This is a genomic window from Amycolatopsis sp. NPDC003865 (assembly GCF_053605345.1).
On the sequence record NZ_JBSGJA010000001.1, the window covers coordinates 899,769 to 914,737 of the forward strand.

The window sequence follows — 14,969 nt, forward strand, 5'->3', positions numbered from 1 at the left end:
CGTCGCCCCCGTCCCGCCGGAATTCAGTCGTGCTCGAGCCCTTCGAGGTCGGTGCGCTGCTCGAGGGCGAGGGTGGTCATCCAGGTGTCGAAGTCCTGCAGCCGAGCGAGGCAGTCGTCGTGTGCGGGTTCGATGCGTGCGTGCTGGCCGCTGTGTAGGTCGAGCGCCAGGCCGTCCCCGTCGATCCGAGCGTCGGCGACGTGAAGCGCGCGGCGGCGCACGACCGCCAGGTCAAAGGCCGGCAGCCCGTCATGCGAGGCCGCAGGCGCGACGAGCGGGCGGATCCAGATGAGCGCCGGGTCATCGCGGTCGCGACGGGCGTGCCGCGCGAGTGCAGCTCGGAATACCTCGACTCCGCCCTCGAACACGACCAGTTCTGCTCCCGGCAGATCGTCGCCGACGTCTTGGCCGCTGCCGCGAAGCAACTCGCCGAGCGTGGTCCAGAGCGTGTCATCGGTCAGGTGCTGCATAGTGTGACGACTTCCTCGATCGGCTTGCCGGCGATGCTGGCGACGCCCTTGCCGTGCAGGAGCGCCTTGATCTCGTCGCGTTGCGCGGTGGTCTTGCAGAGGATGCGGCTGGGGCCTTCGGCGCCGAGCAGATCGATCCCGTCGGCGAACATGACCTCGTTGCAGGCATTGCTGAACTTCGCGATTTTGAAGGGATTCCGGGTCAGCGGCGCCTTGGCATACTCGCCGGCCTTGGCCGGGTTGATCACGCCGAAGGTGTCGGCATTGGCGCCGTAGTAGTCGGCGCGAGCCAGGAGCCGCTCCGGCTGGTCCCACACCAGGGTGGGCGAGTTGTCGAGCGAGGAGCTTTGCCGCATTCGCAGGAAGACCGAGCTCGCGCCTCCGGTGAGCTTGTCCGCGTCCTCGCTCTTGCCGATACCTGTGCCGGTTCCCATCGTCGCCCGGCGTTCGGTGGAGGCCAGGACTCCGGTGGCGAGCATTGCCTTCAGTCCGGTGAAGGATGTCGAGTGGGTCAGGGACCGGCCGGCAGTCGCGGCCGTGAGCTTGCCGGTGGCGTTGCCGACATCGAAGCGCGTCCACGAGAGCCAGCCGGCCGTGCGCCGTGGCGCCGGGTCGTAGCCCGGACTGGACGCAAGCGCGGCGCCGTCGGCGAACCCGGTGGCCTTGGCGACCGCGTCGCGCAGCACCCCCACCTTCGCCGGCAACGCGCGGGTGTGCGCCTCGAGCTGGATGTCCTTGGCGAACTCCGCCAGTTGAGCGTCGCTCATGCCGACCGCCTGGTGAGCGCGTTCGTGGAAGAGCTCCTGCCGGACCATCTCCTCGAGGTGATCCCCGGTGACCTGCGCGGCCGCGACCTCGGCATGCGCGCCGAGGCTTTGCGCGGTGACGTTGGCGGCGAGATAGCTGTACTCCCCCTCGTCGCGGGTCATCGGCCGGTTCGCGAGATTCAGCTGACCAAGCCGGCGGACGACGTCGGGCCCGTGCCCCTCCCCTGCAGGCGCGATGATCTCGAGCCGGCCGCGCAGGCTGTACTCGCTCTTCGCCGGATCGTTGACACCGTAGGGGCGGTACACCGCCTGGTAACCCTCGCCGAGGTCGATCGCGTACTCCTTGCCCAGCACGCCGGTCGTGCGATCGCCACCCCAGCTCGCCTGCCCGGTGTCGGCGTCCAGCGTCGGCTTGATCCGCGTCGCAGCGCGCAGCACCGCGACCGCAGCGCCGCCGAACGACTCCGACGGCAGGGCCGGGACCATGACGGTCACCACCGCGGTGCCCTCGTGCAGAAACGGCGTGACGTGGTCGACCGGGGTGCCGGAGGAGACGGCGTGCTGGACGGCCTGGAACTGGGCCACGTAGTGGTCGAGCATCGCCTGCTCGACGGGCGAGGCGTCGCCGAGGTCGCCGGCGAGCCCGTCGATGGCGGTCTCCGCGGCGTCGATCTTCGCCGCGGTCGTCCCGGGGGTCGCGCCGCCGGCCGTGAGGGTGCCGTTGGCGATGTGGTGGTTGACGCTCTTAGCCGCGGTGATGATCTTCTCGGCGACGCTGTGCTGCTCATCGATCGGCAGCCGGCCGGTGACCTGCTGCTCGACCTGCGTCGGAACCATCTCCGGGCTGATGTTCAGCGCGTCCAGGAGTTTGGCCTCGGCGTCCTCGTCGACGCGGGCGTGCAGCACGGTGCGGGGACCGTGATCGCTGGCGTAGCTGACCAGCGTGGCGGTCGAGGCGAGCAGGTCGGCGCCGCCGACGAGGACGGGTTCGCCGTAGGCGTGCCCGACGTCCGGGGTCAGCGGGATCGGCGTCACCGGGAGCTGACCCTGTTCGAGCGGCAGCTCATCGACGACGGTCAGCGGCGGTTCGCCGACGTCGTCGTCGGTCTGGATCGGCTCGTCGACCTCCCCCTGCTCGTCGCTACCGGCGGGCGCGAGGGCGTATGGGGTGTGCGTGGTTTTGGCGTTGGTGCCCATCAGCCTTTGCCGAAGTGCTGCAGGGCCGCGGCGGAGGCGATCTTCAGGTCGCCGGTGAAGAACTCGACGAAGTCGCGCCGCAGGTTGTTCTTCCGCTCGACGGCGTGGTCGAGGAAGGCCTCGGCGATCTGCTTGGTGGTGACCGCGGACTCGACGATGCCGAGGGTTTTCGCCGCGCGGGCCCGCATGGGCGCGACCCAGGTCAGGTTCTGCGCGGCGCCGGCGTGGGCGACGGTGTGCAGGGTGGCGCGCCATTCGGCGTCGGGGACTGCTTCGAGCCGGCGGATCACCGAGTGCGCCGCGGCCGGGTTCACCTGCACGCCCTTGCCCAGCTGGCCGGCGAGGTGGGCGTCGTAGACCTGGTGGTAGACGGCCGTGGTGCTGGGCCGGTAGCCGAGTTTCAGCTTGTCGTGGCCGAAGTTCTTGAAGGCCTGGCCCTGGTCGATGGGGACGAGGCCGCCGGTGCTGGTGCGCAGGACGTTGTCGTGGTGGGCGTCGTGGTTGCCCAGCGCCCAACTGGTGACGTGCAGCCGGACGATCTCGTCGACGTCGGCCTGCGACCAGCTCGACTCGCTACCCGAGATCGGCTTCGCGCCGGCCAGCAGGGGCTGGACGCTGACGGGGTGGCCGTCGACCTTCGTGGCGTAGACCGGGACGACGGGCAGCCCGGCCCGGGCGGCCAGACGTGAGGCGGCGGCCTCGGTGTGGGTGATGGCGCCGGCGTGTGGCTTGCCTTCGCGTTTCGCGATCCAGGTGGCGCCGTCGGGTCCGGTGTGGAGGGTCTTGGGGTGTGTGCCGCCGAGGTTCGCCGGTGTGCCCGGTCCGAAGTCCCACTCCGCGACCGCGGCGGCGTCCATCGGCTTCGGGACGGCGGCGTGGGCGGCCTGGGCCTGCTGCAGCGCGGCGAGCAACTGGGCGTGCTGCATCCCGAATCGGCTGCTCGGCTTGGCGGCCGACGTTGCTTCCGCCGGCTTCGGGGATGGCGCGTTGACGGGCTTGGCCGCCGGTTTCGGTGGCGGCAGCTCGTTCTTGACCGCGGTGACGACCGCGCTCGAGTTGCTCAGGTGGCCCTGCAGCAGCTTGCCGAGCTGGGACTTGGTCGCCACGGCCGCTTGCGCCGCGGTAGTGACGCCAGTGTCGCTGAGGAACTTCCGCAGAGCGCCGACCTTCAGCTCGTCGGCCCACGCGAGCACCTTCGCCTGGCCGGCCTGCATCACCGCCTGGTTCAGCGGAGCCGCGCTGAAGGTGTCCCACGAGGCCGCCGCTGTGTGGACCTCGGCGATCGCCCGCAGCTCCTCCACCAGCGCTCCGGCATTCGACGCATCAACAGGGCCGGCCTCGAGCGCGGCGCTGACGTTGGCGGCGCAGGTGGCGGAGTTGGCCAGCAGCGCCGTTCGTTCGGCGACAGTGTCGGCGATGTCCTGGCGTTCGACAGCCGGCGTCGACGCGCGCATCAGCTGCAGGACTTGATGCGCGTCGAGCGTCTGAAGCTGTGCGTCGGTGATTTGACCGTGGTATTTGGCTTCTGCCACGGCGTTGCCGAGCTGGGCGGCGGTGACGGCACCGAGCAGCTCGTCGACGTGGTGGCGGGCCGCCGCGGTGGCGGTCCCGTAGTCGACGCCCGATTCGAAATTCTGCGCGGTGGCGATCCGGTTTTCCAGGCGCACCAGCTGAGCGACCTGCTCAGGTTTCGCGTCCTCGCCGAAGTGAGCGACCACCGCTGCGGCGGTGTCGAGGTCGTACTGGACTTCGGCGAGGTCGGCTTCGGTCGCCAGCCAGCTGTCGAACCCCTCCGGCAGCGCAGATGACGCCGCCGCAAGGTCCCACTGCCCAAGGCCCTTGCCGTTGATCTCCGCCCCGGCGCACAAGGCGTCGTGGCGAGCCTGTGCGAGGGCCTGGATCTTCTTCTTGGCATCGGCGTCGGCCGGTATGGACGGGTCGAGCCACACCGCGAGCGGGTGGGGCGCGTGCCCGGTGAACCCGACCAGCTCCGGGTTCTCGAACCCGGCCGCCGCCGCGGCCGCCTCGAGCTCCTCGGGCGTGAGGCCGGCCAGGTACTCGGCGGTCAGCGCCTGCAGCTGCTGCTGGTAGGGACCGGCCGCAGTGTCGGACAGCTGGCTCTCGGCGGCGAGCGCGCTGGCGACGGCGGCCGAGAACACGCCGTACCCCTCGACCGGATCGTCCGGCAGGTCGATCGCGGGCGGCCCGAGCGGGTCCTCGGGGTCGACGCCGCCGGCCACGATGCCCGCCACGAACTTGAGGTTCTCCTCCGCCGCGTTCGCCGGCTCCACGGCGTAGGCGCACACCGCGACGAGGTGCTGCAGGATCGCGTCATCTGCCGACGCCGGCGCCTCGGCGGACGCACCGGTGGGCGCAACGGCGTAGGCGGCGTGGCCGGCTTTCGCGTTCGTTCCCATACCCGCCGCCGGTCAGCGCGCCGATCCGAGAACGTCGTCCAGCTGCGCTCGCACCACATCAGCGAGCGCACCATCCAGAAGCGGCTCGACTCGCACTGCCGGTGCGCTCGGCGTCTCGGCCCACCCGGCGATCCGCTCTGCGGCCTCGGCGGTGCCTGCGCCGACCAGCCGTTCGCGCCAGATCCGGCCGACGGCGTGCTCGCGCGGGACCCATTCGACGAACACCTCCGCCACGTCGAGACCGAGCACCCCGACCGGAGTGCTCGCCACCCCGTGCTCCGAGGACCAACCGAGCAGGACCCAGATCTGCCGCGCCATCACGCAGCTGTCCTGGTGGTGACGGTGCCGTGCGGCAGCAGCGAGGCCATGAACCGGACGGAGCGAGCGAAGGCGTCGGGAATGCGGGCACGGACGTCGAGGCGGCCGGTCTCGGTCATCACGGCACCGTGCAGCGCGTACTGCGCCGGGTTCTGGCTGATGACGACAAGCCGGTCGCCGAACAGCTCGAGCGCTGTCCCGACCCGGTCGCGCCGGGACAGCCCGGTCAAGATCACGACCAGCTCCGGCGGGGTGTTCTCAGCCAGCCAGTGCAGGCCAGGCAGCACCCAGCTCTGCCAGTTCGCGTTCTCCCGGACGGTCTGGACGTTGACCGCGACCGCGGCCGGCTCAGCGGCGACGATCCAGTCCACGATCCGCTGCAGGTCCTCCAGCCGATACCAGTACAGATTCGGCACGGTCGGGACGCCCGCCGCGGCGAACTCGGCGGCGATGATGAGCGAGCGGCGCATGTTGATCAGGTGCTCGGCGCGGGGCCAGTTGCCGTAGATCGAGTAGTTCGGCGCCAGCACCAGGCCGAACCGCAGGGCGGCGATCCGGGTGATGAGGTCGTCGCGGTGGCGGGCGGTCCAGAAGGCTTCGACGAGTGGGTCTTCGCCGTATCCACTCAGGACGGTCAGCGCGGTGCCCGGAACGTCGAGGATCTCGGCGGCGGTCCGGCCGTCGGTCCACCGTGGATAGAGCGTGTGGGTGCGGGGAGAAAACACCCGTCGCAGCCCGACCGCGTACGCCGGCCACCGCACGACCTCATCCAGCTCCGCGACGCTGGAGCCGTCGACCTGCGGCACGAAGGCCGGGATCGATGCCGGCAGCGGCGCGGCGACCGTGAGGTCGTCGAACTCGAGCGTGCCGCCGACGTCGCGCATCCAGGCGTCGATGTCGGTGCGGGAGCCGCAGCGGATCGGACAGGCCCGGCAGTCCGAGCGGGCGCAGCCGCAGTAGGCGCAGTCGGAGTTGCAGCCGGAGCACAACGGGGCGATCGCGACCGCCGGATCCGCGTCGACGTACCAGGGGCAGATACGGCAGTCGCACCGCGCGGCCGGCGCGGTGGGCATGCCGAGGAAGGTGCTCATGCGGCCGCTCCCTTGTGGACGACGTCGAGAAGCTGATCCAGCAGCAACGCGAGCGAGCCGCGATCGTGCTCGCCCAGCTCGGCGCCTTGGACGAGCGCGAGAAGCAGCTGGCGCAGGGCTCCGAGCGCCCGTTCGACGAGCCGGGCGTCGATGCCGACGACCTGCCCCTCTGGCTTCGAACGGAGCTTGTCGGCGCGAGCGGCGTCGGCGCGCTCCTGGACGCGTTCGGCTTGGTCCAGGGCTTGCTCCGCGCTCAGCTCGTTGTCGGCCGTGGCGGCGGCGAGCGCGGTGGGCAGCAGCCGGGTGCGGCCGGTGTTCTTGACCGCGGCCCAGATGTCGGCGGCGGCTTGCTCACGGCCGCGGCGCAGCTCGATGAACCGGATGCGGGTGTGCAGGGACACCTTGGCCTCGTCCATCTCCTCGGCGACCTCGCGTGGCATCTCGGCGAACGCACGCACCAGCTCCCGGGCCTTGCGCGGGCTCAGCTGCAGGCCCAGCCGGCTCAGGACCTCGGCCCACGGGGCGGCGCAGTGGTTGTCGGTACCGCGGATGCGCTCCATGGCGGCGAAGCGGGCGATCGGGTCGTCGATCGCGTAGACTTCGGCCGGGACGGCGTGCCCGCCGGCCAGGAGCTTGCCCAGCAGGACGGCGCAGCGGTCGAGCACCAGCGCGGCGGCGAGCTCGCCGGGCCGCAAGCTTTCCCGGGCGAGGTTCTCGACCAGCTGCCAGATCCGCCGTTCCTCATCGGACAGTGGCCCCGGGCAGATCACGGCGGGCAGCGCGGCGAAGTGCGGGTTGTCCGGCCGGTTCACCGCGCCCCACCGGCACGCACGCAGCCGCCGCTCCCCCGCGGCCAGCTTCATCAATGGGTGCATCCCGTCGCCGACGTCGATCTCCTCGACCAGCACCGGCTGCAGCACCCCGACGTTGGCGATCGAGGAGATCAGGTCCGCGAGGTCGGCCGGCGTGGTGGCGTCGCCGGGCAGCCGCCCCTGCAGCTCGGTGAACGGTGTGCCCTCGCCGCGCAGCGGCAGCAGCGCGAACCGGCGTTGCCGCAGCCGCGGTGACAACCCGAACTGCTGGACGACTTCGGTCATGACAGCCTGCCGAACACGCTGACCCATTGCGGGTCGCCGAGCAGCGGCATCGCCACCGGCGCCAGCGGGCCATGCTCCCGGAGCCGGGGCAAAGTCGTCACGACCATGTCGACCCGCCCGGCGGCCGTGCTCACCACGGGCATCGCCTGCGTGTGGGCGCGCAGGTCGGCCAGCCGGCGCTCGAGCACCGGCGGCTCAGCACCGGACAGGACGATCAACACCCGCGGGAATCTCGGGTAGCGCTCCCGCCAGGCAGTCCTTCGGCTTGCTCCAGCTGGGGTGTGGTCGTGATAGCGGATGTAGCCGACGACTTTGCGCGCCAGCCGGGCGACCGGCATCGTCGCGCGGTCCAGCTCGACGAACAGCGTCCGCTGCGTCCGGCGCCCGGCCTCCTCGGTCACGTAGTGCAGGACCGCGTCGGCAATCACGACCCCGCGCCGGTCGCCAGACCGGTCACGGAACTGGTGGGCGACCTCCGGGGTCCAGGACAGGGGCCCGCACTCGTAACCGTGTTCCCGTGCTGTCTCGACGAACGCGAGACCGGTCTCGACGACGTCGAGGGTGTGCTCCTGCAGCAGGTGTGCCACTGCGGTGCCCGGTAGCCGGTAGGCGCGGGCATCGACCGTCCCGGCCGCCTCGACCGCTTCCGCCCCGGCGAGGGTGACGTGCCAGGTGCGGGGCAGGTGTTCCCGGGCGATCCGGTCGGCCAGGCCGGCACGGCGCAGGCCGGCGAGCTTCCGCCGGACGGTGACCGGGGAGAAGGTCGGAGCGACCAAGCGCCGGACCTGCTCCGTGGACACCAGTCGGTGCCAGTAGAGGACGGTCAGGGCTTCGCGTTGGAAGACGTCCACGGCGATCACTCCACGGTCGAGGTCAGGTCGATGCCGGCGCCGCTGCCCCGCGTCGGCGGCCGTCCACGTCGCGACGGCGGAGCGGGCTGCTCGGCCTGCAGGGCATCGAGGATCCGGTCATCCAGGTCCTCGAGCTCGTCGAGGACGTCCCCGATCGGGCGGCGGGCGAGGTTGGCGTCGAGGGCCTGGTCGACCTCGTCGTTCCACTCGGGGTGGAAGTGCTCGGCGAACTCGTCGTCGACGTGCAGGCCGCGAATCTTGAACGGAGTCGTGCGCTGGCCGCCGAGGGTGACGGTGACGACATGATGGAACTGCTCCAGCTCGGTCACCGTCGCCGGCTGCACGAGACCACCGAACTCCCGGGCCACGGTCCTCGCGCCGTCGATCGCCGCGGCCGAGGTCATCAGCAGCGACTGGTTCTGCAGCAGCGCCCGGCGCGTCTCGGCGGCGAGCCGGTCGGGCATCTGGTTCATCGCGTGCAGCGCGACCCCGTACTTGCGCAGCTGCTCGAGGATCGCGGCGAGGTACCCGCGGGAGGCACCGTCGACCGCCGCGAGCTCGTCGACGAACGCATCGCACCTGCGCCGCTTGTCCGCCGCGGTGTCCGCGCGGGAGCGGCCGGCCCGGAACAAGTCGTAGATCACGAACGAGGTGATCAGCTTGTTCGTCTCGCCGGTCCCGGTGGTGCAGACGAACACGATCCGCCCCGTGTCCATCGCCCGCCGGACGTCGTAGGTCGTGACCGAGGAGCCAAGGAACGCCGAGAGCGTCGGGCTGGTCCGCAACCGGTTGATGATGTTCGTGACCACCGTCGTCGCGTCCGGAGCCAGCTTCGGGAACGAGTCCGTCCAGTACCTGCGCACCGACGGCTTCAGCACCGGCAGGATCGATTCGCGCCAGGTCTCGTCGTCCAACAGCGTCGGAATCTGGAAGATCGTCGGCGCGCAGTCGACCGGGAGCCGCATGGCGAGGTAGCAGAGCGCCTCGCAGGCCTTGGTGAGGATCGACTTCGCCCGCGGCGCCGCGTCACCCCAGCCCAGCGCCGCGGCGAACGAGGTCACGACGGCGTCGACGCGGTCCTCGATGTCGGACTCGGTGAAGCCCTGCATGCTCAGCGGATTCCAGCCTGGCAAGCGCTTGCTCCGGCCGCGGACGTCGAGGTTGACCTCCCAGAGCCGACTTCGCAGCGCCGGATCGGACAGGTAGGGCTTGGCGCGTTTCCAGCCGTCGGCGTGCGGATCGAGGAACCAGACGCCGCCGCCGAGCCGCGCGATCTCGATCGCCTGGGCCAGGGCCTCCTCGGTCTTCCCGAAGCCGGCCTTGCCGAAGCGGGCGGAGAACAGCAGTTCCCGCAGGGGCACGCCGACGAGACGCTCATCGCCGTTGACGTCGGTGACGTATCCGAGCCGCACGAGTCCTGTCCCCGGCCGGTAGGTCGGCACCTCGCGCGGCGCCGGGAGCACCCAGCCGCGGGAGCGGGCGATCGCCGGCGACTGGCAGCGGCCCGACGGTGGCTTCAGCAGGCCGGCGATTTCGCTGGTCGTCACCAGCGAGCCCGGACGCGGCTTCGCCAGGCCTGTCCGGAAGCGGCGGTCGAACAGCCAGCGCGCGCCCATGGTGTCCGCTCCGAAGTGCCAGCCGAGCACCCGCGGACCACGTACCCGCCAGTAGTTCTCGCCACGGAAGATGTCGAACGCCCCGATGACGCTGCGCAGGTGCGCCTGCGCCCGGCCCGGGGTTTCCGAGACACAGCGGATCAGGAGCTGGATGGCGAATACCGGCTCATCGGTCACGAACTTGTTCTTCACTCGTCGAGGCGACGCTGTCACATTCCGGAAACGGGCGCTCGCCTGCGTACGAGCTATCGGCAAGAACTCGCCGACCAGTTCTGCAGCAACGTCGACGACTACGCCGAACGGCCTCAGACCGTTTCCACCGGAATTTGGCACGGCTCGACGAGCAAGGTGCCGGATACGCGCCGGCGTCAACGGGATGAGGTCAAGGCAGACCTGCACCGACTCGCCGAGATCGATGCGAACGTCGCCGAGTGCGTTCGCCAGCGTCTGGAGTGGATCGTCCGGCCGGATCGGCAAAGCAGACAACGGAAGGTGTGCAGGCCGCGCGAGGACGAGCTCGGCTCGCGCCACGTGAACGTTCGGAGAGGGCGACTGTCGATGCACGGCGGGTTCTCCTCCCACGAACGGTATGCACCATCAGTCATGGGAGACGAGCCCGGTTTTGATGCAGCCAACCACGGGGGTGACTTTTCCTTTCTCGCTGTACTGTGGATACACTCGCTGACAGAACGTCGCAGAATCTGCAACTTGCAGGTGATTCCTGGACGCACATCCATCCCCGAGGAGCATTCAATGGCCCAGAAAGTCCTCGTCGAGATCCTCGACGACATCGACGGCAGCCCTGCCGCCCAGACCGTGCAGTTCGGTCTCAACGGCGTGACCTATGAGATCGACCTGTCCGACGAGAACGCCTCCGCCCTACGTGACGAACTGGCCCGCTACATCGGCGCCGGTCGACGCATCGGCGGCCGCAAGGTCCGCGTCGCCACCGGGCAGTCGACCACCACCACGTCCGATCGTGAGCGCAATCAGCAGATCCGCGCTTGGGCGAACGCGAACGACTACGAGGTCTCCGAACGGGGACGGCTGTCCTCCGAGGTGGTCTCCGCTTACGAGGCGGCGCAGAACGTGGAGGCGGAAGCCCCTGCGCCAAAGAAGCGCACTCCGCGCAAGAAAGCCGCCGCCTGACGCCAGGCACCGCGGCTGGCAGATTACTGGGGAGAGATTCACAGCGGTTGCGCGGTCGGCGGCGAGGGGACATCACCCTCGCCGCCGACATGGAACGCTTCATCTTCGGACGCCGCTCGCCGAACCTCGACGTCGGGTAGGCAAACTTGTTGAGCACGCCGGTCACCGACGCGCGCGCTCCACGCTCATCACCAGTCTCACGACTTGCGCTCCGCGCCAACCTCATCCGCACCCCGACGACCGACTGCGGCGCCGATCGTGCACGGGTTCGCCAACTTCCCGAAAGCTCCGTCCCAACCCATCAGGGCTGGTCGAAGCCCTTCCGTCAAGATTGGGTGCTGGAACCCGACGGAGCGATGACCGACAACGATTCCGCTGCTAGGTCTCCCGGCCCAGCTCACCGGAGAGAAACCCCCAACATCAACGAGTCGCCACGGACGATGATCTTCCCCGAGTCGGTCTCCCGTGCGACGACTTCCCCATCGGCGACGCACCCGAACTTCACCACTAGTTGTAACGCAGAGCCGCTTGAAGCAGACTTTTTGCGTACTGCCCGACTTCTCGAGGAGTGGTGCGCGGTGACGGTTGACGCCGTGGAGCTGGTTGTGACGGCACTGATGGCAGGCGCAGCTGCGGGGGTGAAGGATACGGCGACCACCGCCGTGAAGGATAGCTATGCCAGCTTGCAGAACGCTGTCCGGCGCTTGTTGATCAGAGGTAGCGAAGCAGACGTTGCATTGCTCGAAACCCCCGTCGAGCACCGACCCGAGCTCGTGACAGCCCTAACCGCGGCGGGTGCCGCGGATGACCATGACGTGTTGATCGCCGCCCAGACTCTATTGGCGCAGCTCGGCCAAGCGGGGAAGTACGACATACAAATCAACGACTCCCAAGGGATTCAAGTAGGTGACGGCAACACGATGCATCTGAGATTCTGATCCGATTAAGGCGCAGTGATGACACCGGATCCCCACATCCACATCGATCGCGGCCAAGCTATGCAAATCGGCTCTGGTAACACGATGCACATCCACCCGCGAGTAGCGTGGGCTGCATTGTGGCCGGAGCAGGCCAAAAAGCCATGCGCCAGAAGGGTCTTCCTCAGTCACACGAGCGAGCTCGGCGAACTGCCGAAGCAACGGTCCTTCGTAGAGGCTATGGAGTCAGCAATTACTCGAGCCGGTGACGCGGTCGCAGACATGGCCTACTTCACTACCCGGAACGTCACACCCGAGCAAGTTGATCTGGAGAAATTGGCTGAGGCCGATGTCTACGTCCTGCTTGCCGGGTTTTGCTACGGCTCTCTAGCGCACGGCCGCACGGATATGTCGAGTACCGAGCAAGAATTCCAGACCGCGACCAGTGCTGGCCTACCGCGACTGGTCTTCATGCTCGGCGACGAGACCGAGGGGCCGCGGGCGTTATTCAGCGATCCGCGGCATGGCGACCGTCAGGAGGCGTTCCGACAGCGACTGCAGGGAAGCGGGATCGCGCTCCAGACCGTCTCCACGCCCGATCAATTGGAAACTGCGTTGTTCCAGGCATTGACGGAGCTTGCCCGCCCCCAGCAGCAATCGATGCCCGCAGGACGGATTTGGGGAATACCAGGTCGGACCGTGGAGTTCACAGGCCGCGAAGGCTTACTGGCCAGCTTGCATGAGTCGCTCCAGAGCGGGCGACCAGCAGTAGTACACGCAATGTATGGGATGGGAGGGGTCGGCAAAACCACCATGGCGTTGGAGTACGCACATCGCTTCGGCGATGACTACGACGTGGCCTGGTGGATACCGGCGGAAGATCCTGACCTCATCGCAGGGCGCTTGGCCGACCTCGCTCGCACACTGGACCTTGCGAGCGAGCAAGACTCGGCTAACGCTGCTCTCGCCCGGCTCCACGGCGCACTGCGCACACGAAACCACTGGTTGCTAATTTTCGACAACGCCGAAGACGCCAAGAGCTTGCAACCGTTTCTGCCCGGCGGCGAGGGACACGTGATCATCACGTCTCGTAACCCAAACTGGGGCGGCGTCGGCGTCGCGCTGCCGGTGAACGTGTTCACACGCGCCGAGTCGATCGAGGTGTTGCGGACTCGCCTAGCTGAGCTGACCGGTGCTGACGCCGATCGCATTGCCGAAGCACTGGGCGACCTCCCGCTCGCGGTCGACCAGGCCGGCTGGCTTCTATCCGTCACCCGATGGACCGCCGACACCTACCTCAGCCTGCTCGCCGAACGCACCGAAGAACTGCTGGCGCGCCATGAACAGACCAGCGGCTATCCGATCTCAGTGGCCGCATCTTGGACACTGTCATTCGACCGACTCGCACACGATCACCCCGCCGCCTTGCTTGCGTTGACCTGCATGGCCTGGCTCGCACCTGAACCGGTCCCGCTCACTCTGCTGACTCAGCAGCTGGCCGAACTGCCGGAAGAACTGGCATCCGTCGCCCGGGATCCGTTAGCGTTCGCTGACCTCATCTCCATACTTCGTACACGCGGCATGGCTGATGTCACAGCGACAACCGCGAAACTGCACCGAGTCCCCGCTGCTTTGCTACGTGCACGCACCAAACACGTCCTCACAGCAGGGAGTCTCGACTGGCCTGTCGTCGTCGTTCGACTACTTCGGGCCGGGCTTCCTCCTGTCGATCCCTGGGGTAACCCATCCGCATGGCCAATTTGGCAACCGCTGTTGCCCCATATCCTCGTCGCGACAGATAGTGAACGCGACCTCCAGCCAGCAATCTCAGACGTTGCATATATGCTTGAGCGCGCCGCAATCTACCTTCAAACTCGAGGTGACCCGCGGGCCGCCCTGCCTCTGTTCGAGCGTAGCTACGAACTTTTTCGGGCTGCAAGAGGCGACGATCACCCCGATACCCTCGACACAGCTAGCAGCTTGGCCGTCGACCTCAGGGCACTCGGCGAGTACCAACGGGCGTACAACCTCCATCAAGACATCCTCGTCCGTGCCAGACATGCCCTTGGTGACGACCACCGGATTACCCTCGTAACGGCTGGCAACCTTGCATTCACTCTTAGAGCTCTCGGCGAGCACCAGAGGGCCCACGACCTCAACGAGGACACCCTCACTCGCTTCCAACGCGTCCTCGGCAATGACCACGCTGAAACGCTCGCCACCGCCAGCAACCTCGCACTCGACCTCAGAGCACTCGGCGAGCTTCAACGGGCGCACGACCTCAATCAGGACACCCTGACCCGCCGCAAACACATCCTCGGCGACAACCACCCCTATACCCTCATTTCCGCCAAAAACCTCGCTGTCGACCTCAGGTTGCTTGGTGAGTACCAGCGGGCGCACGACCTGAACCAAGACACTCTGACCCGGTCCAAGCGCGTCCTCGGCGAGAGTCACCCCGAGACCCTGGCCACCGCCAGCAACCTCGCACTCGACCTCAGAGCACTCGGTGAGCTTCAACGAGCCTACGACCTCAACCGGGACACCCTGACCCGCCGCAAACGCATCCTCGGCGACAATCACCCGGACACCCTCGCCACTGCCGACGACGTCGCCACTGACTCCGCTGCCCTTGGTCGCGCCGAAGACTCACACCGCTAACACATAACGGATCATGCCGGCCGAAGCCTCGGCAATCATCACAGTGGTCCGCCACGCAACCTACTTGCGCTGTGTAATCGATCAGCTATGGTGAGTTGACATGACCTGTACGAGGGTGGGGAGGCCCCGTGGGGAATGGCTTCAAGGTCGCGCTCGACGAGTTGCAACGTGTCGGCGACAGCGCTCTTCCTGCGTTACGCGACATCATGGAAGCTCAGCTGCCGGTGTTGAACGCGCACGAGGGTCTCGGCGGACCTGGTTCGTTCGGCGCTGTCAACGATTTTCAACTGGCCTACGCCCGATTTACCGATGAAATCGCCGCCCGGCAGAAACACGGCGCCGAAGTCGTCGATGCCACCGCGGAAGCCGCCAAAGCGATCGTCGCGCTTTACCGCCGCGCCGACGGGCAGGGGTAGCC

At 68.2% G+C, this 14,969-nt stretch carries 12 protein-coding genes; 4 read left to right on the forward strand and 8 right to left on the reverse strand.

Features of this window, described 5'->3' with window-relative positions; genetic code table 11:
- Positions 1-23 precede the first annotated feature (23 nt).
- From ACWEVP_RS03940 to ACWEVP_RS03975, 8 genes are read right to left on the reverse strand one after another with little or no spacing between them, the layout of a single operon-like run.
- Positions 24-470: a hypothetical protein gene (locus ACWEVP_RS03940; RefSeq protein ID WP_452061130.1), complete on the reverse strand. Its 447-nt coding sequence runs from the start codon at positions 468-470 to the stop codon at positions 24-26.
- Positions 458-2,434, reverse strand: a complete 1,977-nt coding sequence (locus ACWEVP_RS03945; RefSeq protein WP_452061131.1) for a hypothetical protein — start codon at positions 2,432-2,434, stop codon at positions 458-460. Before ACWEVP_RS03945 ends, ACWEVP_RS03940 begins: the two co-directional genes overlap by 13 nt.
- The gene (locus ACWEVP_RS03950; protein WP_452061132.1) at positions 2,434-4,851 is read right to left on the reverse strand and encodes a hypothetical protein; all 2,418 of its coding nucleotides are present in this window, start codon (positions 4,849-4,851) and stop codon (positions 2,434-2,436) included. The genes ACWEVP_RS03945 and ACWEVP_RS03950 overlap by 1 nt, the downstream gene beginning before the upstream one ends.
- Positions 4,852-4,863: 12 nt before the next feature.
- Complete coding sequence (locus ACWEVP_RS03955) at positions 4,864-5,169, reverse strand: hypothetical protein (RefSeq protein ID WP_452061133.1); 306 nt, start codon at positions 5,167-5,169, stop codon at positions 4,864-4,866.
- The gene (locus ACWEVP_RS03960; protein WP_452061134.1) at positions 5,169-6,260 is read right to left on the reverse strand and encodes a DUF4417 domain-containing protein; all 1,092 of its coding nucleotides are present in this window, start codon (positions 6,258-6,260) and stop codon (positions 5,169-5,171) included. Before ACWEVP_RS03960 ends, ACWEVP_RS03955 begins: the two co-directional genes overlap by 1 nt.
- Positions 6,257-7,357, reverse strand: a complete 1,101-nt coding sequence (locus ACWEVP_RS03965; protein ID WP_452061135.1) for a ParB/RepB/Spo0J family partition protein — start codon at positions 7,355-7,357, stop codon at positions 6,257-6,259. Before ACWEVP_RS03965 ends, ACWEVP_RS03960 begins: the two co-directional genes overlap by 4 nt.
- Positions 7,354-8,208: a replication-relaxation family protein gene (locus ACWEVP_RS03970; RefSeq protein ID WP_452061136.1), complete on the reverse strand. Its 855-nt coding sequence runs from the start codon at positions 8,206-8,208 to the stop codon at positions 7,354-7,356. Before ACWEVP_RS03970 ends, ACWEVP_RS03965 begins: the two co-directional genes overlap by 4 nt.
- 5 nt (positions 8,209-8,213) lie before the next feature.
- Entirely contained in the window at positions 8,214-10,001 is a 1,788-nt protein-coding gene (locus tag ACWEVP_RS03975) for an ATP-binding protein (protein WP_452061137.1), read from the reverse strand.
- Positions 10,002-10,577: 576 nt separating this feature from the next.
- Here ACWEVP_RS03975 and ACWEVP_RS03980 point away from each other — a divergent pair.
- The 4 genes from ACWEVP_RS03980 to ACWEVP_RS03995 all read left to right on the forward strand — a co-directional run bounded on the left by ACWEVP_RS03980 (position 10,578) and on the right by ACWEVP_RS03995 (position 14,967).
- Positions 10,578-10,973, forward strand: coding sequence for a histone-like nucleoid-structuring protein Lsr2 (locus ACWEVP_RS03980; RefSeq protein WP_452061314.1), 396 nt, complete (start codon positions 10,578-10,580; stop codon positions 10,971-10,973).
- A gap of 578 nt (positions 10,974-11,551) precedes the next feature.
- Positions 11,552-11,911: an RIP homotypic interaction motif-containing protein gene (locus tag ACWEVP_RS03985; RefSeq protein ID WP_452061138.1), complete on the forward strand. Its 360-nt coding sequence runs from the start codon at positions 11,552-11,554 to the stop codon at positions 11,909-11,911.
- A gap of 84 nt (positions 11,912-11,995) precedes the next feature.
- Positions 11,996-14,551: an FxSxx-COOH system tetratricopeptide repeat protein gene (fxsT, locus tag ACWEVP_RS03990; protein WP_452061315.1), complete on the forward strand. Its 2,556-nt coding sequence runs from the start codon at positions 11,996-11,998 to the stop codon at positions 14,549-14,551.
- A 128-nt stretch (positions 14,552-14,679) separates the two neighbouring features.
- Complete coding sequence (locus ACWEVP_RS03995; protein ID WP_452061139.1) at positions 14,680-14,967, forward strand: hypothetical protein; 288 nt, start codon at positions 14,680-14,682, stop codon at positions 14,965-14,967.
- The last annotated feature ends 2 nt before the right edge of the window (positions 14,968-14,969 follow it).

What these genes read in the sequence shown, in the direction of transcription:
- ACWEVP_RS03940 (WP_452061130.1), bottom strand. Translation starts at nt 470, where the DNA reads ATGCAGCACCTGACCGATGACACGCTCTGGACCACGCTCGGCGAGTTG.
- ACWEVP_RS03945 (WP_452061131.1), bottom strand. Translation starts at nt 2,434, where the DNA reads ATGGGCACCAACGCCAAAACCACGCACACCCCATACGCCCTCGCGCCC.
- ACWEVP_RS03950 (WP_452061132.1), bottom strand. Translation starts at nt 4,851, where the DNA reads ATGGGAACGAACGCGAAAGCCGGCCACGCCGCCTACGCCGTTGCGCCC.
- ACWEVP_RS03955 (WP_452061133.1), bottom strand. Translation starts at nt 5,169, where the DNA reads ATGGCGCGGCAGATCTGGGTCCTGCTCGGTTGGTCCTCGGAGCACGGG.
- ACWEVP_RS03960 (WP_452061134.1), bottom strand. Translation starts at nt 6,260, where the DNA reads ATGAGCACCTTCCTCGGCATGCCCACCGCGCCGGCCGCGCGGTGCGAC.
- ACWEVP_RS03965 (WP_452061135.1), bottom strand. Translation starts at nt 7,357, where the DNA reads ATGACCGAAGTCGTCCAGCAGTTCGGGTTGTCACCGCGGCTGCGGCAA.
- ACWEVP_RS03980 (WP_452061314.1), top strand. Translation starts at nt 10,578, where the DNA reads ATGGCCCAGAAAGTCCTCGTCGAGATCCTCGACGACATCGACGGCAGC.
- fxsT (WP_452061315.1), top strand. Translation starts at nt 11,996, where the DNA reads ATGCACATCCACCCGCGAGTAGCGTGGGCTGCATTGTGGCCGGAGCAG.